The 16,685-nt window shown below is 50.1% G+C and carries 20 protein-coding genes; 10 read left to right on the plus strand and 10 right to left on the minus strand.

Translation table 11 applies throughout. The annotated features are described in order from the left end of the window. Positions 1 to 551 precede the first annotated feature (551 nt). Complete coding sequence (gene smpB, locus N7268_RS15500; RefSeq protein WP_260863621.1) at positions 552 to 1,034, minus strand: SsrA-binding protein SmpB; 483 nt, start codon at positions 1,032 to 1,034, stop codon at positions 552 to 554. Positions 1,035 to 1,188: 154 nt separating this feature from the next. Here smpB and ratA point away from each other — a divergent pair, with 154 nt between their 5' ends. Both ratA and N7268_RS15510 read left to right on the plus strand, forming a co-directional pair. After that, complete coding sequence (gene ratA / locus N7268_RS15505) at positions 1,189 to 1,632, plus strand: type II toxin-antitoxin system toxin RatA (RefSeq protein ID WP_040234063.1); 444 nt, start codon at positions 1,189 to 1,191, stop codon at positions 1,630 to 1,632. Further along, positions 1,622 to 1,912 (plus strand): RnfH family protein, encoded by a 291-nt coding sequence (locus tag N7268_RS15510; protein WP_260864684.1) that lies wholly within the window; start codon positions 1,622 to 1,624, stop codon positions 1,910 to 1,912. Before ratA ends, N7268_RS15510 begins: the two co-directional genes overlap by 11 nt. Before the next feature lie 48 nt (positions 1,913 to 1,960). Here the strand turns inward: N7268_RS15510 and bamE are convergent, their stop codons facing one another. The 3 genes from bamE to nadK form a co-directional block, all read right to left on the minus strand. Beyond that, positions 1,961 to 2,305, minus strand: a complete 345-nt coding sequence (gene bamE / locus N7268_RS15515; protein ID WP_198906333.1) for an outer membrane protein assembly factor BamE — start codon at positions 2,303 to 2,305, stop codon at positions 1,961 to 1,963. A 149-nt stretch (positions 2,306 to 2,454) separates the two neighbouring features. Continuing rightward, positions 2,455 to 4,116, minus strand: a complete 1,662-nt coding sequence (gene recN / locus N7268_RS15520; RefSeq protein ID WP_260863622.1) for a DNA repair protein RecN — start codon at positions 4,114 to 4,116, stop codon at positions 2,455 to 2,457. An 85-nt stretch (positions 4,117 to 4,201) separates the two neighbouring features. Next, the gene (gene nadK / locus N7268_RS15525; protein WP_045446384.1) at positions 4,202 to 5,080 is read right to left on the minus strand and encodes an NAD(+) kinase; all 879 of its coding nucleotides are present in this window, start codon (positions 5,078 to 5,080) and stop codon (positions 4,202 to 4,204) included. 122 nt (positions 5,081 to 5,202) lie between these two features. On the opposite strand from nadK, the gene grpE reads away from it, so the two are divergent. Next, positions 5,203 to 5,796: a nucleotide exchange factor GrpE gene (gene grpE, locus N7268_RS15530; RefSeq protein ID WP_260863623.1), complete on the plus strand. Its 594-nt coding sequence runs from the start codon at positions 5,203 to 5,205 to the stop codon at positions 5,794 to 5,796. Between the two features lie 54 nt (positions 5,797 to 5,850). Here the strand turns inward: grpE and N7268_RS15535 are convergent, their stop codons facing one another. Both N7268_RS15535 and N7268_RS15540 read right to left on the minus strand, forming a co-directional pair. Next, the gene (locus tag N7268_RS15535; protein WP_198906336.1) at positions 5,851 to 7,137 is read right to left on the minus strand and encodes an HlyC/CorC family transporter; all 1,287 of its coding nucleotides are present in this window, start codon (positions 7,135 to 7,137) and stop codon (positions 5,851 to 5,853) included. Between the two features lie 17 nt (positions 7,138 to 7,154). Continuing rightward, entirely contained in the window at positions 7,155 to 7,946 is a 792-nt protein-coding gene (locus N7268_RS15540; RefSeq protein ID WP_260863624.1) for an inner membrane protein YpjD, read from the minus strand. A 165-nt stretch (positions 7,947 to 8,111) separates the two neighbouring features. On the opposite strand from N7268_RS15540, the gene ffh reads away from it, so the two are divergent. From ffh to N7268_RS15575, 7 genes are all read left to right on the plus strand, one after another. After that, complete coding sequence (gene ffh / locus N7268_RS15545; RefSeq protein WP_198906338.1) at positions 8,112 to 9,473, plus strand: signal recognition particle protein; 1,362 nt, start codon at positions 8,112 to 8,114, stop codon at positions 9,471 to 9,473. Positions 9,474 to 9,724: 251 nt separating this feature from the next. Next, the gene (rpsP, locus tag N7268_RS15550) at positions 9,725 to 9,973 is read left to right on the plus strand and encodes a 30S ribosomal protein S16 (protein WP_181681441.1); all 249 of its coding nucleotides are present in this window, start codon (positions 9,725 to 9,727) and stop codon (positions 9,971 to 9,973) included. A gap of 18 nt (positions 9,974 to 9,991) precedes the next feature. Beyond that, a complete protein-coding gene (gene rimM, locus N7268_RS15555) occupies positions 9,992 to 10,540 on the plus strand; it encodes a ribosome maturation factor RimM (RefSeq protein WP_198906377.1) in 549 nt (182 codons plus the stop codon). A gap of 44 nt (positions 10,541 to 10,584) precedes the next feature. Further along, entirely contained in the window at positions 10,585 to 11,352 is a 768-nt protein-coding gene (trmD, locus tag N7268_RS15560; RefSeq protein WP_198906339.1) for a tRNA (guanosine(37)-N1)-methyltransferase TrmD, read from the plus strand. Positions 11,353 to 11,391: 39 nt separating this feature from the next. Beyond that, entirely contained in the window at positions 11,392 to 11,739 is a 348-nt protein-coding gene (rplS, locus tag N7268_RS15565) for a 50S ribosomal protein L19 (RefSeq protein ID WP_198906340.1), read from the plus strand. A 133-nt stretch (positions 11,740 to 11,872) separates the two neighbouring features. Further along, positions 11,873 to 12,283, plus strand: a complete 411-nt coding sequence (locus tag N7268_RS15570; protein ID WP_260863625.1) for a DUF2946 domain-containing protein — start codon at positions 11,873 to 11,875, stop codon at positions 12,281 to 12,283. Between the two features lie 63 nt (positions 12,284 to 12,346). Continuing rightward, positions 12,347 to 13,708, plus strand: a complete 1,362-nt coding sequence (locus N7268_RS15575; RefSeq protein ID WP_260863626.1) for a PepSY-associated TM helix domain-containing protein — start codon at positions 12,347 to 12,349, stop codon at positions 13,706 to 13,708. A 3-nt stretch (positions 13,709 to 13,711) separates the two neighbouring features. Here N7268_RS15575 and N7268_RS15580 read toward each other — a convergent pair whose 3' ends face one another. The 4 genes from N7268_RS15580 to N7268_RS15595 form a co-directional block, all read right to left on the minus strand. Continuing rightward, positions 13,712 to 14,194 carry an OmpA family protein gene (locus N7268_RS15580; RefSeq protein ID WP_260863627.1) on the minus strand — a complete coding sequence of 161 codons (483 nt, stop codon included), beginning with the start codon at positions 14,192 to 14,194 and terminating at the stop codon, positions 13,712 to 13,714. Positions 14,195 to 14,206: 12 nt separating this feature from the next. Beyond that, positions 14,207 to 15,433, minus strand: coding sequence for a diguanylate cyclase DgcN (gene dgcN, locus N7268_RS15585; RefSeq protein ID WP_260863628.1), 1,227 nt, complete (start codon positions 15,431 to 15,433; stop codon positions 14,207 to 14,209). Beyond that, complete coding sequence (locus tag N7268_RS15590; RefSeq protein WP_198906343.1) at positions 15,426 to 15,944, minus strand: YfiR family protein; 519 nt, start codon at positions 15,942 to 15,944, stop codon at positions 15,426 to 15,428. Before N7268_RS15590 ends, dgcN begins: the two co-directional genes overlap by 8 nt. Positions 15,945 to 16,102: 158 nt before the next feature. Further along, positions 16,103 to 16,477: a DUF2799 domain-containing protein gene (locus N7268_RS15595; RefSeq protein ID WP_260863629.1), complete on the minus strand. Its 375-nt coding sequence runs from the start codon at positions 16,475 to 16,477 to the stop codon at positions 16,103 to 16,105. Positions 16,478 to 16,685 lie beyond the last annotated feature (208 nt).

Here is a 16,685-nt window from a genome sequence, read left to right on the forward strand (position 1 = left end):
ACTCCGCAACGGTGCGCTGGGAAAAATGAGCAGACAGGTGCCCCGTTCATCATGAAGATGAATTTACACATGTAGTTTCATTGTTTCGGTCGTACAGTGGTTTTGGGGTATATCAATAATTCCCGGCCCTGTGTCCAGATAGTTCTTTCGTATTAGATGATATAGTCAGAAAGGGAGTATTCTGCAAATTCTCGTAATTAAAAATATAATATGGCATTTAATAGTAATACAAATTAAACAGCATTTAAGTTCATATTGTTAATTTAACTTATTGTATTTTAAGTGTTTTATGTTTTTATTGAAGTGTGTTGGCTATATAATAAACAACAGTAATAATAGTGTTATTTAGAGGGCGAAAATAGGTAGGGAATGAACTTGATGTTTTATTTTATTGGTCTATGGGCGTCTGGAAATAAAGTCAGGCGTATTTTTGATGTTGAACGATTCAGCGGAAATAATTCATAAATGAGATGAATGTATTTGGGTGGTTTCAATAACCAGACAATAATGACCAGCCTCAAAACGAGGGTCTGGTCATCATGTTTTGGCGTTTATCTGCCTGCATTTTTCATAATACGCGCTTTATCCAGTTGCCATTCACGCTCTTTCACATCGGAGCGTTTATCATGCTGTTTCTTACCTTTTGCCACACCAATTTTCACTTTGCACCAGGCATTCTTCCAGTACAGAGACAGTGCAACCACGGTATAACCTTCGCGGTTCATTCGACCATACAGAGAGTCGAGCTCACGTTGGTTTAACAGCAGCTTACGGGTGCGTGTGGGATCGCAGACCACATGTGTCGATGCAACCGCCATCGGGGTGAAGTTTGCGCCAAACAGGAAAGCTTCACCGTCTTTGAGGATGACATAGCTATCGCCGATATTGGCTTTACCGGCACGCAGGGATTTGACTTCCCAGCCTTGCAGAGCAAGTCCTGCTTCGAACTCTTCTTCGATAAAGTATTCGTGTCGTGCGCGCTTGTTAAGCGCGATTGTGGCTGAGCCAGGTTTGTGTGCTTTTTTCTTCGTCATAATGCCGCTCAGTATAGGTAATCTGGAATCGAAAAACACCCCATTTCATCCAGCGGGGCGCAAGGCGCTATCTTAACACGAGTTGGGCTATAGCGTTTTTTTTAGCGAATGATAAATGGTATTATTTGTACGATTGATATTGATGGAAATTGTTATGCCTCAGATTAGCCGGACCGCTTTAGTTCCTTACAGTGCGGAACAGATGTATCAGCTAGTGAATGATGTTAAGTCCTATCCCCAGTTTTTACCGGGTTGCACCGGAAGTCGTGTACTGGAGTCAACGCCGGGACAGATGACGGCGGCTGTGGATGTCTCTAAAGCAGGGATCAGCAAAACGTTCACCACGCGCAACCAACTGACCAGCAACCAAAGTATCCTGATGCATTTGGTCGATGGGCCATTTAAGAAACTGATTGGTGGCTGGAAGTTTACTCCGCTGAGTCAGGAGGCCTGCCGTATTGAGTTTCATCTCGATTTTGAATTCACCAACAAGTTAATCGAGCTGGCGTTTGGCCGTATCTTTAAAGAGCTGGCTTCTAACATGGTGCAGGCCTTCACGGTTCGCGCGAAAGAGGTTTACAGTGTCAGTGTCGGCTAAAATTGTCGTTGAAGTCGCCTACGCGCTGCCCGAGAAACAATATTTACAGCATGTCACGCTGCGAGAGGGCGCAACGGTTGAAGAAGCCATACGCGGCTCCGGGCTGCTGGAATTACGTACCGATATCGATCTCGGTAAGAATAAAGTGGGTATTTACAGTCGCCCGGTAAAACTGGCGGATGTTGTACACGACGGTGACCGGGTAGAAATCTATCGACCGTTGATTGCCGATCCGAAAGAGCTGCGCAGGCAGCGGGCAGAGAAATCGGCCAAAAAATAACCGCAATAAAAAAGGTGCTCAGTGAGCACCTTTTTTGATCTCTCGAACTTATTTGTTCTCAGTCAGAGCCGGTTTGTTATCAATATTGGTTAATACACCACTGCTGTTAAAGGTCAGCGTCAGCGTTTGCTGCGTTACGCCTTCATGCCCCGGTTGTTGACGGAACACATAGAACCAGGTGTTAGTGCCAAAAGGATCGGACATCATCGGCGTACCCAGAGCATAAGCGACCTGTTGTTGTGTCATACCAACACGAATTTTGGATACGTCGTTAGCGGTCAGATAGTTTCCCTGGTTGATGTCAGGACGGTAAACCACTCGCTCCAGAGTGGAACAGCCTGCAGTCAACATCAGTAGTACTGCTGCAGCAGCAGTCAGCGTTTTACAGCGCATAGTGATTTGATTCCTTTTCGGGCCCGAGCAGTACGCGGCTCATATGTAATGTGCCGATGATAATAGACCTTTCACCACTTTAAAACCTTTTGGTGTCAGGTCGTCCGGCGATTTTATGTTGAACTCAGACCTTAACAAGGGAAAAAAGTTTATGCAGCCAGCAGTTCTTTTGCATTTGCGAGGGTATTGCGCGTCACTTCGCTACCGCCAAGCAAGCGTGCCAGCTCTTGCAGACGCGCGCGTTTGTCGAGGGGTTGCATATGCGTTTCCGTCATCGCGCCATCGGTTTCTTTGCTGACATAGAAATGCTGATGGCCGCACCCGGCAACCTGAGGCAGGTGAGTTACACACATCACTTGTGTCGATTCACCTAACTGACGCAGCAGTTTACCCACTACCGCTGCCGTTGGTCCGCTGATACCCACGTCAACTTCATCGAAAATGAGCGCCGGGGTTTCCATTTTACGTGCGGTAATGACCTGAATAGCCAGTGCAATGCGTGACAATTCCCCGCCGGAAGCGACTTTCGCAATCGGCTGTAACGGCTGACCCGGGTTAGTGGTGACTTTAAATTCCACACGGTCGGCGCCGTCCGCGCTCAAATGATGTTCATCAAACTTCACGTCAATGCAAAAGAGGCCGTGCGGCATTGAGAGCGCATGCATACTCTCTGTAATCAGTTGACCTAATTCCTGAGCATAACGCTGGCGTTGCTGATGCAGCGTGTGAGCAGTTTCCAGTGCCTGCTGGTGATGATTGTTCATCGCCAGGGTTAAGGTTTCGAGCGAGTCGGCCTGATCGTCGAGTTGCTGTTGTTCATCCAGCAGAGACTGGTAGAACTGCGGCAGTGCTTCTGGTGAGACATGATGTTTACGCGCCAGTGAGATTTGCTTAGAAATACGCTGCTCAAGTTCGAATAAACGATTAGGGTCTAAATCCAGTCGGTCGCAGTAGTGCCGCAGTTCGTCACTGGCTTCACTGAGTTGGATGGTTGCTTCTTCAAGCATGTCCAGAATACCGGATAGCTTACTGTCCATTCCTGCCAGTTCACCGACCAACTGTTTGGCGGTGTACAGCTGACTTTGAAGATTAATCTCTTCGCCATCTGCCAGGATAGCCAGCGCTTGTTGGCTGGTCGTGAGCAACTGCCCGCTGTTGGCCAGACGCTTGTACTCTTCATCGATTTGCTCAAACTCACCCGGCTGCGGATTAAATTCGTTCAACTCTTTCAGTTGATACTGCAGCAGTTCCGCGCGGGCTGCGCGCTCCTGACTTTGCTGTTGGTGATGTGCCAGATCGCGGCAGCTTTGATGCCACAACTGGTAGCGCTGCGCCATCTCCTGAACCAGGGAGGCCTCATTGGCGTAACCATCGAGCAGGTTTTTTTGGTGTTCAGATTTGGTCAGTAACTGATGCGCATGCTGGCCGTGGATTTGAATAAGCAGTTGGCCCAGCTCACGAAGCTGCGACAGCGGAACCGCAGTGCCGTTGATAAAGCCGCGGGAACGTCCGTCGCTGCTGATAACACGGCGCAGCAAGCACTCACGGCCTTCTTCAAGCTGGTTTTCTTCGAGCCAGTGCAACGCTGCCGGCGTGTCTTTCAACGAGAAACGGGCGCACAGATCGGCGCGTGTGGCGCCTGCGCGTACCATGTCGGCGTCTGCCCGACCGCCCAGGCACAAACCGAGGGCATCAATGGCAATGGATTTGCCCGCGCCGGTCTCACCGGTAATCACGGTCATTCCGCTTTGGAAATCGATCTCAAGTTCACGAACGATAGCAAAATTGCTGATGGTCAGTTGTGCCAACATAGCTGTTTTCCTGTATGAAAAACCATAACTGTAATTTCATACAGTATAAACTGGTTTTTTATACAGTAAAGAGGTTGGCGTTAAATTAGAATAATTTTTTTGACCAGCCCAGCTTGGTGCTTAATGTGTTGAAATAGCTGTAATCTTTGGGGTGAATAAGATTCAAGTGATAATCACAGCGACGAATCAATACGTCTTCCCCTTCCTGTATCGGCAAGGCAATCTGGCTGTCGCAGCTGATCTCCAGGTCATTTCGACGATGTGAGAAGCGCAGGCGTATGGTGCTGTTGCTGTTAATCACCAGTGGGCGTGCTGAGAGCGTGTGCGGGAACATGGGCACCAGCGTAATGGCATCCAGGGACGGCGTCAGAATAGGGCCTCCGGCAGAAAGCGAGTAGGCGGTTGAGCCGGTAGGGGTGGAAATAATGAGCCCGTCCGAGCGTTGGGAGAAGGCAAAGGTCTCATCAATATAGACCTCAAACTCTATCATGTGCGCGACTTTACCCGGGTGCAACACAACTTCGTTGATAGCGGTGCTGATGCGCTTCTGGCAATCCTGCTGGCAGACCTGAGCTTCAAGCAGGAAGCGTTTTTCGCTGATGTAGTGGCCTTCCAGTACGTCGGCTAATTGTTGGTGTGCGTTATCCGGGTCAAGGTCGGTTAAAAAACCAAGATTGCCACGGTTAATACCGATGACTTTAATGTCATAACGCGCCAGCGTGCGCGCAGCGCCCAGCATATTGCCGTCACCGCCGACAACCACGGCAAGATCCGCCTGCTGTCCAATTTCAGCCAACGTACCGGTTTTCACATTCTTCAACTGGAGTTCATGAGCGATCTGCTGCTCCACGATTACCTCATAGCCTTTCGTGCACAGCCATCGGTAGAGCATTTCATGTGTCGTCAGTGCAGTGGGGTGACGTGGATGCCCCACAATGCCAATACACTTGAAATGTTTGTTCATTTTCTCGAGGTCCTTGTAGCGAAGATGAGTGACAATGTGAGTACTTCCCTTGAATCCCTGAATCTTATCCCCATAATAAGCGAAGTTAGCGAGATGAATGCGAAAAAAACGCGGAGAAATTCATGAGTAGTAAAGAACAGAAAACGCCTGAGGGGCAAGCCCCGGAAGAAATTATCATGGATCAGCACGAAGAAGTTGAGGCGGTTGAACCAGACGCTTCTGCTGAGCAGGTGGATCCGCGCGATGAAAAAATTGCGAATCTGGAAGCTCAGCTTGCTGAAGCCGAAACGCGTGAGCGTGACAGCGTGTTACGTATCAAAGCGGAAATGGAAAACCTGCGCCGTCGTACCGAACTGGATGTAGAAAAAGCGCATAAGTTCGCGCTGGAAAAATTCGTCAACGAACTGCTGCCGGTGCTGGATAGCCTGGACCGTGCGCTGGAAGTGGCGGACAAAGATAATGACGCGATGTCGGCGATGGTTGAAGGTATTGAACTGACCCGTAAGTCGATGCTGGATGTGGTGGCTAAGTTTGGTGTGCAGGTGGTTGCGGATATTGATGTGCCGATGGACCCGAACGTGCACCAGGCCATTGCGATGGTGGAATCTGATGACGTTGCCGCCGGTAATGTTCTGATGGTGATGCAGAAAGGTTATACCCTGAACGGACGTACCATTCGCGCAGCGATGGTGTCTGTGGCGAAAGCCAAAGGCTAATCAGCCTGTAGCGCCGGGTATTGCAGATGCGTTACCCGGCCTGCAATTATCGCTTTAATCCCCTACACTTTCCCGCAGCGGCTTCACCGGCAAGACCTGTACCTGTTTAATCATATTGTCCTGTACGTCGAGAATATCGATATCGTACTGACCTATGCGCACGCGTGTTCCGGCAATAGGGATCTCTTCCAGTGCTTCGAGGATGATACCGTTCACGGTTCGCGCATCATCTTCCGGCAGGTGCCAGTTAAAAGCTTTGTTGATTTCACGAACGTTGGCGCTGCCGTCAATGATCACCGAGCCGTCATTTTGCGGCGTGACCTCTTCAGCAAGCGTCGGTGACATGGAGGTGGTGAAATCGCCGACAATCTCTTCCAGAATATCTTCGACAGTGACCAGTCCCTGAATGTCGCCATACTCGTTAACCACCAGGCCAACTTTCTTTTTGTTACGCTGAAATTTGATCAGTTGCGTGCTGAGTGGCGTTCCCTCCGGCACGAAATAGATTTCGTCGGCGGCGCGCAGCATTGTCTCTTTGGTGAACTCTTTTTTTTCTGCCATCAGCCGCCAGGCTTCACGGACGCGTAGCATGCTGATGGCGTCATCCAGCGAGTCGCGGTAGAGCACAATACGCCCGTGAGGGGAGTGCGAAAGCTGGCGTACGATAGATTTCCAGTCGTCGTTAATATCTATACCAATGATTTCGTTACGCGGAACCATGATGTCATCAACGCTGACTTTTTCCAGGTCCAGTACTGACAGCAACATATCCTGATTACGGCGGGAGATTTGCGAGCGTGATTCGTTCACGAGGGTGCGAAGTTCGTCTTTACTCAGCGAACCGCTCACGACGATATCCGCTTTGATGCCCATCATGCGCATCAACAGACGCGTGATGGTATTCAGCAACCACACCAGTGGCATCATCAGTATTTGTAGTGGGGCAAGCAATACGCTGCTGGGGTAGGCGACTTTTTCGGGATACAGCGCGGCAATGGTCTTTGGCAACACTTCGGCAAAAATCAGTACCACAAAGGTCAGCACCCCGGTGGCAATCGCCACGCCCGCATCGCCATACAGGCGCATGCCGACAATGGTGCCGAGCGCGGAGGCCAGAATGTTCACCAGGTTATTACCAATAAGCACCAGACTTATCAGGCGGTCTGGCTTACGCAGCAATTTCTCAACGCGCTTTGCCTGGCGATTTCCCTGTTTAGCCCGATGGCGAAGGCGGTAGCGGTTGAGGGTCATCATTCCGGTTTCGGAACCGGAAAAATAGGCGGAGATAACCACCATGATGAGAAGCGTAACGATAAGCGTGGTGGTGGAGATATGTTCCACGTAGGGTTCCTTAAGACTTAACTCACAAGCTGTTGCAGTATGCGACTACCGAAATAGGCCAGTGTCAAAATGCCTGCGCCTGCGACGTTAAACCACACGACACGACGTCCGCGCCAGCCTTCATGGTAATGCCCCCACAACAGAACGATATAGACAAACCACGCCACAATGGAGAGAACGGCTTTATCGATATTTTCCGTGCTGAACAGGTTGTGCAGGTAAAACAGGCCAGTACACAGAGTGAGCGTCAATAGAACCACGCCTATCTGGGTGATGTGAAACATTTTGCGCTCAATGCTCATCAGCGGCGGCATGTCATTGTTGAAAGCCAGCCTTTTATTTTTGAGCTGATAATCGATCCACGCCAGCTGCAGGGCATACAGCGCGGCAATAATTAAGGTGGCGTAGGATAATAGCGACAATCCGATGTGGATCATCATGCCCGGCGTGGCTTCAAGGTGCGTGATGTACTCGTTGGGCATGAACGTGGCGCAGGCCAGGTTGATCAACGCAAAGGCGTAAACAATCGGCAATAATAACCAGCCGCGATTGCGCGAGGCCACGATGGTCATTACGGTACAGATCATCAGGCTGACCAGAGAGCCGACGTTCAGCAGGCTCAGGTTTTGTCCGCTTTCGCCACCAGGCAGAATACGTGCTTCCAGGGCGAAAGCGTGGCACACCAGCGCGATAACCGCAGAAAGAATAGCCATACGCCGCCAGCCGCTGTTTTTTTGCAGCAACGCGGGAACGATCAGCGCGAGGCTGATGGAATAGGCGACAAGGGCGAACAAAGCAAAAACGGGCATATAAGTGTCGACAGTTAGCCAGTGATAAAGAAAGGCAGTATAGCGTTACGTGACCGCTGCTCCAACCGTTGCATAACAACAAAGGCGGCTTCATGTTATACTGCGACAAATTTCTGTTGATGTGTCGCTGTCGCGACCGACCGTTTCCACCCCAGGCGAGAGACAATGTTTGATAATTTAACCGATCGTTTGTCGCGCACGCTGCGCAATATCAGTGGCCGTGGACGCCTTACTGAAGACAACGTTAAAGAAACGCTGCGCGAAGTGCGCATGGCGCTGCTGGAGGCTGACGTTGCGCTGCCGGTAGTGCGTGAGTTTATCAATCGCGTAAAAGAGAAAGCGGTTGGTCATGAAGTTAACAAAAGCCTGACGCCGGGACAGGAGTTCGTCAAGATTGTTCGCAACGAACTGGTTGCGGCAATGGGCGAAGAGAACCAGACCCTGAATCTGGCTGCACAGCCGCCAGCCGTGGTGCTGATGGCGGGTCTGCAGGGTGCAGGTAAAACCACCAGCGTCGGTAAGCTGGGTAAATTCTTGCGCGAGAAGCACAAGAAGAAAGTGCTGGTGGTCTCTGCCGACGTTTATCGCCCGGCGGCGATCAAACAGCTGGAAACGCTGGCCGAACAGGTTGGTGTGGACTTCTTCCCGTCCGATGTCGGACAGAAGCCGGTGGATATCGTTAACGCCGCGCTAAAAGAAGCCAAACTCAAATTCTACGATGTGCTGCTGGTGGATACCGCCGGTCGTCTGCACGTCGATGAAGCGATGATGGACGAGATCAAACAGGTTCACGCCTCTATCAATCCGGTAGAAACGCTGTTTGTTGTCGATGCCATGACCGGTCAGGATGCCGCAAATACCGCGAAAGCGTTCAACGAAGCGCTGCCGCTGACCGGTGTGGTTCTGACCAAAGTCGATGGTGATGCCCGTGGCGGTGCCGCGCTCTCGATTCGCCATATCACCGGTAAGCCGATTAAATTCCTCGGTGTGGGTGAGAAAACAGAAGCACTGGAGCCGTTCCACCCGGACCGTATCGCTTCACGTATCCTCGGCATGGGCGATGTGTTATCGCTGATTGAAGATATCGAGAGCAAGGTTGACCGTGCGCAGGCTGAGAAGCTGGCGAGCAAGTTGAAGAAGGGCGACGGTTTCGACCTGAACGACTTCTTAGAGCAGCTTAAACAGATGAAAAACATGGGCGGTATGGCCAGCCTGATGGGCAAGCTGCCGGGCATGGGGCAGATCCCTGACAACGTAAAATCGCAGATGGACGATAAAGTCCTGGTGCGTATGGAAGCGATCATCAACTCGATGACGATGAAAGAGCGCGCCAAGCCGGAGATCATCAAAGGTTCCCGTAAGCGCCGTATCGCACTGGGTTGTGGTATGCAGGTACAGGATGTTAACCGTCTTCTGAAGCAGTTCGACGACATGCAACGCATGATGAAGAAGATGAAGAAGGGCGGGATGGCGAAGATGATGCGTAGTATGAAGGGGATGATGCCCCCAGGATTCCCTGGCCGCTAATTTCTCGGCCTGGCTCACTTGCTATTTCGGCACCGGGGTGTGCTCGCCATCCTCACGTACTGTGTGTACGCTGCGGTGGCTGCGCGCACGCCGGCACCGATCTCGCTGCGCCGCCGACGGCCTTCTACAGCAGAGTTATTAACTGTTGATTGCTTTTTTCCCAGAAATCAGTAAAATTTTCGGGCTTTTAATATGACACCGGGTCCCTTCCCTCGATGGGGCCCGGTGTTTTATTCACACAAGAGGATGTTATGGTAACTATTCGTTTAGCTCGTCACGGCGCTAAAAAGCGTCCGTTCTACCAGGTTGTTGTCACCGACAGCCGTAATGCACGCAACGGTCGCTTCATCGAGCGCGTTGGCTTCTTTAACCCAATCGCTAGCGAAAAAGAAGAAGGCACTCGCCTGGATCTGGATCGCATCGCTCACTGGGTTGGCCAGGGCGCGACTATTTCTGATCGCGTTGCTGCGCTGATCAAAGAAGCAAACAAAGCAGCTTAATCTGTCACGGTGGTCATGATGAGCAAGCAACTCGCCGCACAAGCACCCGTTGAACCCATTGTTTTGGGAAAAATGGGGTCTTCATACGGTATCCGTGGTTGGCTCAGAGTGTTTTCTTCCACTGAAGACGCCGAAAGCATTTTTGACTATCAGCCCTGGTTTATCCAGAAGGCGGGTCAGTGGCAGCAAGTACAGCTGGAAAGCTGGAAGCACCACAATCAGGATCTGATCATCAAGCTGAAAGGCGTTGACGATCGTGATGCGGCGAATCTCCTGACCAATTGTGAAATTGTCGTGGATTCTTCGCAGTTGCCTGCGCTGGAAGATGGTTCTTACTACTGGAAAGACCTTATGGGCTGTCAGGTAGTGACCACTGAAGGTTACGATCTCGGTAAAGTCGTCGATATGATGGAAACCGGATCGAATGACGTAATCGTCATTAAGGCAAACCTGAAAGATGCGTTTGGTATCAAGGAACGTCTTGTACCGTTCCTCGATGGGCAGGTTATCAAGAAAGTCGATCTCGCTACTCGTACTATCGAAGTAGATTGGGATCCTGGTTTTTAAACCACCGGATAAACGGTAAAAGTCGGCGTTATGGGGATTGGCTTGTGTTTATAGGTATCGTTAGCCTGTTTCCTGAAATGTTTCGTGCAATTACCGATTACGGGGTAACTGGCCGGGCAGTAAAAAATGGCCTGCTGAACATCCAGAGCTGGAGTCCTCGTGACTTCACGCACGACCGGCACCGTACCGTGGACGATCGTCCTTACGGCGGCGGACCGGGGATGTTAATGATGGTGCAACCTTTGCGGGATGCCATTCATGCAGCAAAAGACGCGGCAGGTGAAGGCGCGAAAGTGATTTATCTGTCACCTCAGGGGCGCAAGCTTGATCAAGCGGGCGTGAGCGAACTGGCAACGAATCAAAAATTGATTCTGGTGTGTGGTCGCTATGAGGGAATAGATGAGCGCGTGATTCAAACCGAAATTGATGAAGAATGGTCAATCGGCGATTACGTTCTCAGCGGTGGAGAGTTAGCAGCGATGACGCTGATTGATTCCGTTTCTCGGTTTATTCCGGGCGTTCTGGGTCATGAAGCATCAGCAACGGAAGATTCCTTTGCTGACGGGTTGCTGGACTGCCCACACTATACCCGACCTGAAGTGTTAGAACAGATGGAAGTACCGGCAGTTTTGCTGTCGGGGAACCACGCTGAGATACGTCGCTGGCGTTTGAAACAGTCGCTGGGCCGGACCTGGCTTAGAAGACCTGAACTTCTGGAAAACCTGGCTCTGACTGAAGAGCAAGCAAGGTTGCTGGCGGAGTTCAAAAAGGAACACGCACAACAGCAACATAAACATGATGGGCAGGCGTAAGCCCCCAATATCAGTTTACCCAGGATAAGAGATTAAATTATGAGCAACATTATTAAGCAACTTGAACAAGAACAGATGAAGCAGGACGTACCTTCCTTCCGTCCGGGTGATACCGTGGAAGTGAAAGTATGGGTTGTTGAAGGTTCCAAAAAACGTCTGCAGGCATTCGAGGGCGTGGTTATTGCTATTCGTAGCCGCGGTCTGCACTCTGCATTCACTGTTCGTAAAATTTCCAACGGCGAAGGCGTTGAGCGTGTCTTCCAGACTCACTCTCCGGTAGTTGACAGCATTTCTGTCAAACGTCGTGGTGCTGTACGTAAAGCTAAACTGTACTACCTGCGTGAGCGCACTGGTAAGTCTGCTCGTATCAAAGAGCGTCTTAACTAAGATATCGCTCAGGCGACATCCTGATAAAAAGGGCTGGCCAATTGGCTGGCCCTTTTTTTATGCTGCCAGCTCCCACATTGTTAACCATTAGTTCATAAATCATTTACAATGCCTCTTCGTTGCCGGAGGGACAGTGTCTACAGATGTATTTTCTCAGTCAGATAATCAACGCTGCGCGACATGGCTCGCGTTGTTTGCGATCCTGCTGATCGTCGTTGCGCCTCTGATTTCTGTCTCTTTACAACAAGATCCCATGAATGCTATGCCGGGCATGCATCATGATATGAGTATGCTGACAGAACACGCTGATCATCATAAGAACCCCGCCCCCATGACGATGCCAGTCGATCACGGCGAGGCGTGTGGTTACTGCGTACTGTTGGCTCATGTACCAGGACTGATGCTGGCGCTCATTTTTCTGCTGTGTGGCGTACTGCTGAGACAGAAAAAGAGGATGTTGCATCCGACGGTAACATTCTGGCACTACTTTGCCTGGTTATATCCCGATACCCGCGCGCCACCGCGCAAGTCTGCTATTTCCTGATTCTCATAATACGTTTGTGCGCATAAGCGCTCAGACACGCTTTGACTTTTTCTAAGGAAAAGTATGACAACCTGCACTTCGCGCGCGGCATGGATTACCCTGCTGCGACGCCTTCATTTTTATATCGGTTTGTTCGTCGGACCCTTTATTTTTGTCGCGGCGCTTACCGGTACACTTTACGTGGCGACACCTCAGCTGGAAGCGCTGATTTACGCACACGCGCTAAAAGGAACAACGCAAGGGGAGTCGCAATCGCTGGCGGCTCAAGTTGCGAAAGCCCAGCAGATAACCGGTAATCATCTGCGTGTGTCTGCGGTACGGCCTGCACTTGAGGCGGGTGAGACAACCCGGGTGATGTTCGCGGATCCGGCATTGGCACCTTCGGAAAACCGGGCGATTTTTATCGATCCGGTTACGCTGGCAGTCACTGGGGATATGACCGTCTATGGCACCAGTGGGATCTTACCTCTGCGTCAGTGGATCGATTATGCGCACCGTTCATTGCTGCTGGGGGATGTCGGGCGACTCTATAGCGAACTGGCGGCATCGTGGATGTGGATAGCGGCATTGGGGGGTATTGTGCTTTGGTTCTTTACACGGCCAAAACGTCGCTTGAACAATCGGATGCAAAAAAACCGCCGTCTGCATGTGACGCTAGGGTGGTTTTTGTCAGGAGGAATGTTGTTGTTTTCCGCAACGGGGTTGACCTGGTCTCAATGGGCGGGAGGCAATGTGGATAAAATGCGTCATCATTTTGGCTGGATGACGCCACAGGTGAATACGCAACTCCATGGCGTCATGCAAACGCAGAGTGAGCATGCAGAACATCACGCCGGAATGTCGATGACTGCGGTAAATGTTGTGGACGGTGGTCAGTTTGATGCCGTCTTACGCGTGGCGCAGGCGGCGGGGATTCATGCCCAAAAACTGGAGATTCGCCCGGCAAAAGATGTGCAGCATGGCTGGACAGTCACCGAAATTGATCGTCGTTGGCCAACCCAGGTTGATGCGGTGTCTATTGATACCGCCACGATGCAGGTCATTGACCAGACTCACTTTGCTGACTTTCCGTTAATGGCAAAACTGACTCGCTGGGGAGTCGATTTCCATATGGGGATCCTGTTTGGCCTGCTCAATCAGTGGCTGTTGATGGTCTTCGGCACAGGACTTTGTTTGATGATTGTGATCGGCTATCGATTGTGGTGGATACGTCGTCCTACCCGCTCGGCTGTGAATCCGGCACAAACACTGATTCAATGCTGGCTGGCGCTCAATGGGAAAGGACGATTTACGGTGCTGGTTGTGGCGATTGTTCTGGGCATTGCGATGCCGGTGGCGGGCTGCAGTCTTTTGTTCTTTATGATAATAGACTGGCTGCGCTGGTTCAGTACTTCACACACCATAGTGGCGCAGTCAGCCGAGTAATGCTTAAGGCGTGCTGATCACGACCGCAACGCGACGATTTTCGGCACGACCTTTTGAGGTCTGGTTACTGGCAATTGGGTATTTTTTCCCCAGCCCCTGCGTGGTCAGATTGGTGCGCGGAATATTGGCGCCCTGAGCCCAGGCATCGGCAACCACATTAGCCCGTTTCAGTGACAAGGCCTCGTTGTAGCTGTCTTCACCATAGTTATCGGTATGACCATCCAGACGGGCATGGTTCAGGCCGGTAGCAGCCAGTTTAGACGCCATTTCCTGGATCTGTTTTTCACTGTCCGGACGGAGTTTATAGTCGTTTTTATCAAACAGGATGGTATCTGACAGACCCAGAGACCAGTCCCCCGAGGCTTCGGTAAATCCGTATGATTTCATTGCTGCAATTTGTTCTGGGGTAAATTTACCTTGTGGAGCCTGACAGCCTGCCAGAATTAGCATGATCAAGATAAACGGGGACAACAGACGTTTCAGCATGTGTGTAATTCCTTATTTTTGAAGTATGCGTTCAGAACGCAAATGTTTGGCCTGATACATATTATGATCGGCAAGTTCTTGTAGTTTTTCAGCAGAGGCATGTTCCCACGTCAGCGCAAAACCGATGCTGAGTGTCATGCTTGCCAGATGCCCATTGTGAAGATCAAAAGGTCGGTTAAACTCTTGCGAGAGTGCCGCGCAGATGCGTTGAACTTCGTACTCCGAATGAACGCTGTAAAGCACCATGGCAAATTCATCACCGCCAAGCCGGTACGGTTTATGGCGATTTCCGCCAAATTCAGCCAGCCTTTTGGCAACTTCGATCAGCACACGGTCGCCCGCAGCGTGTCCCCAGGTGTCATTAATAAATTTAAAATTATCGCCATCAAGGAATAACAATGCAGAACTGCTGTGGGCTGTATTGTCATTCATTAACGCATTGATGCTGCTACGAAATGCGGCTCGATTCGCAAGACCGGTAAGAGGGTCATGTAATGCGGTACGTAAAAGCTGTGCGTTCTTCGCCTGCAGCCTGAGTTGCCACTCTTCCATCTCGTCCAGCAGACTATTAAAGTCTTGTGCGAACAGATGAAACTCTTCAATACGTTCTTCAGAGACTCGCCGTGAGAAATTACGGTTGGTGCGAACATCGTGCACTACTTCGGTAATATTCTGCAGCGCTTCCACGACGCCATTGTGTAAATAGCGGGTGAGCATTAATGCAATACCCGATGCCAGCAAAATGCATCCGGTAAGGACGGCCAGCGACAAATAAATAAAATGGCTGATCACACTATCGCGCGCAATCAGGCGCACTTCTCCGATAGCGTTGCCGTTATGCAAAATGGGCTGAGTCACTGGCTGCGGGAAGAGCCAGTGGCTAATCAGGCCGCTGAGTTTGTCGGTGGTATCTTGTGCGTCATACCGCCAGGAGGCGATCACTTTTTGGTTTTTATTGCGCACTTCTGCCACAGAGAATTGACCCTGTTGCCCCAGCGCAGCCAGCGTTTCTGTTGCTGCAAGGCCATCCGAAAAGACCAGCGCTGCTTCAAGCGTATGACTCATGGTTGCGGCGGTCAGAGCCAGATTCTTTTGTGCATATTGTTTTAATGCCAGCACGGAAGAAATACTCAGCAGCAGCCAGATCAGCGTCATGGTGACCAGTACGCTGACGATGCTGATACGCCGTAACGTTCGTTTAAACGTCGGGCGTGCTATAGGAGAAAGATCATTATCCATGCTTTGTATTCCGCGCAAGCATCAATACATCAGGACTGACCCTTACACCACTGCGTGACAGGGAATCCATATTTACGGAAAATCTCACTTCTTCATCATTAATTATGAGGCAAAAGGCGCTGCCAATAACGCAATCGGTATTTTGTTCGGCAATTAATAACAATGCCTTAGTCGGATATTTATTCTTTAATTCCACCTGATAGGTAGGGGATTCTTTGCCAAAATAAAAACCGTCACACTGCGAAACTAAAATTTCTTGTTCCGTATGAATGATGACGGGGCGATAGGGTAATGCTCCAGCGCTGGTATCTTGTAATACGTTAGAAAAACGTGATGAAGAGAAGATACACAGTGTTGGCGGGCCTGAAAGTGTAGGCCAGCGTGTATAACTGACGATGCCGGAAACCATTGAGCGTACAGATTTTGCCTCTTCAGAAACGCTTTGGGCATACAAGGGTAATCCGGTCAGTAGCAGCGCCAGTAGAAGTATGAGTCGGTAAGAAAAGCTCATGAATAGGTACCTACCAGCGTTCGCTGTAATACGTCATAATACATTCGAAATTGTTTGCAATAAAATAACATTATTTTGCCAGGTCGTCATTATACGTGGCAGAGTAATATTGATGATTTAAGGTAAATCTTAATAATATAATTATGCTAACTTACTGTTTAATTTAGTCTTATTGACCCGACACCTTCGTTTTCTCCTTTTTGCCAGGCACTGTGTAACTCACTGACATTTTCGACTGTATCACAACTCAGCGGGAAGGTTTTTCCGGCCAGTCCCCTCGCATAGACAAAATCGCGCTGGCAGATTTTTCGTTGTCCTTCCACATAACCCTTAAGATATTCTCCTCGATCCACGTCGGGGTCATTGTAGTTTTCGGCAAGCATTTCATTATCTTTAACGGCATAGCCCGAAATCGCGTCTTCTATGCCTGCATCGTACCAGTCGGTACTGGTCCAGGTGGGGGCATGGGTATAGGGATCTATCTGACATCCGCTAAGAAGAAATAAAAATACGATACTGGTGAGTCGCTTCATTGCCTGGTCTCCCTGGTTTTTTTAAAGCATAGCGGATCCATAAACTAGCGTGTGTAAATTTAAGTGTACGATTGGTGGGTGATTAATTGGCTGGTAATTTAGTTGTGTAAATTAAAATTTACGGATTGTGGATTGAAATCTTTACCCGTTATGTTATCGTAATCACCTCCTCACTGAGGAATAACTATCGCAAACGAGCTAAACAGGA

This window comes from Citrobacter sp. Marseille-Q6884, from assembly GCF_945906775.1.
Taxonomy (GTDB): Bacteria; Pseudomonadota; Gammaproteobacteria; order Enterobacterales; family Enterobacteriaceae; genus Citrobacter.

Coding starts and splice junctions, on each gene's coding strand:
- N7268_RS15575 (WP_260863626.1), top strand. CDS start 12,347: ATGACAACCTGCACTTCGCGCGCGGCATGGATTACCCTGCTGCGACGC.
- rimM (WP_198906377.1), top strand. CDS start 9,992: ATGAGCAAGCAACTCGCCGCACAAGCACCCGTTGAACCCATTGTTTTG.
- smpB (WP_260863621.1), bottom strand. CDS start 1,034: ATGACGAAGAAAAAAGCACACAAACCTGGCTCAGCCACAATCGCGCTT.
- N7268_RS15580 (WP_260863627.1), bottom strand. CDS start 14,194: ATGCTGAAACGTCTGTTGTCCCCGTTTATCTTGATCATGCTAATTCTG.
- ratA (WP_040234063.1), top strand. CDS start 1,189: ATGCCTCAGATTAGCCGGACCGCTTTAGTTCCTTACAGTGCGGAACAG.
- grpE (WP_260863623.1), top strand. CDS start 5,203: ATGAGTAGTAAAGAACAGAAAACGCCTGAGGGGCAAGCCCCGGAAGAA.
- rpsP (WP_181681441.1), top strand. CDS start 9,725: ATGGTAACTATTCGTTTAGCTCGTCACGGCGCTAAAAAGCGTCCGTTC.
- bamE (WP_198906333.1), bottom strand. CDS start 2,305: ATGCGCTGTAAAACGCTGACTGCTGCTGCAGCAGTACTACTGATGTTG.
- N7268_RS15595 (WP_260863629.1), bottom strand. CDS start 16,477: ATGAAGCGACTCACCAGTATCGTATTTTTATTTCTTCTTAGCGGATGT.
- ffh (WP_198906338.1), top strand. CDS start 8,112: ATGTTTGATAATTTAACCGATCGTTTGTCGCGCACGCTGCGCAATATC.
- N7268_RS15540 (WP_260863624.1), bottom strand. CDS start 7,946: ATGCCCGTTTTTGCTTTGTTCGCCCTTGTCGCCTATTCCATCAGCCTC.
- recN (WP_260863622.1), bottom strand. CDS start 4,116: ATGTTGGCACAACTGACCATCAGCAATTTTGCTATCGTTCGTGAACTT.
- rplS (WP_198906340.1), top strand. CDS start 11,392: ATGAGCAACATTATTAAGCAACTTGAACAAGAACAGATGAAGCAGGAC.
- nadK (WP_045446384.1), bottom strand. CDS start 5,080: ATGAACAAACATTTCAAGTGTATTGGCATTGTGGGGCATCCACGTCAC.
- N7268_RS15590 (WP_198906343.1), bottom strand. CDS start 15,944: ATGAGCTTTTCTTACCGACTCATACTTCTACTGGCGCTGCTACTGACC.
- dgcN (WP_260863628.1), bottom strand. CDS start 15,433: ATGGATAATGATCTTTCTCCTATAGCACGCCCGACGTTTAAACGAACG.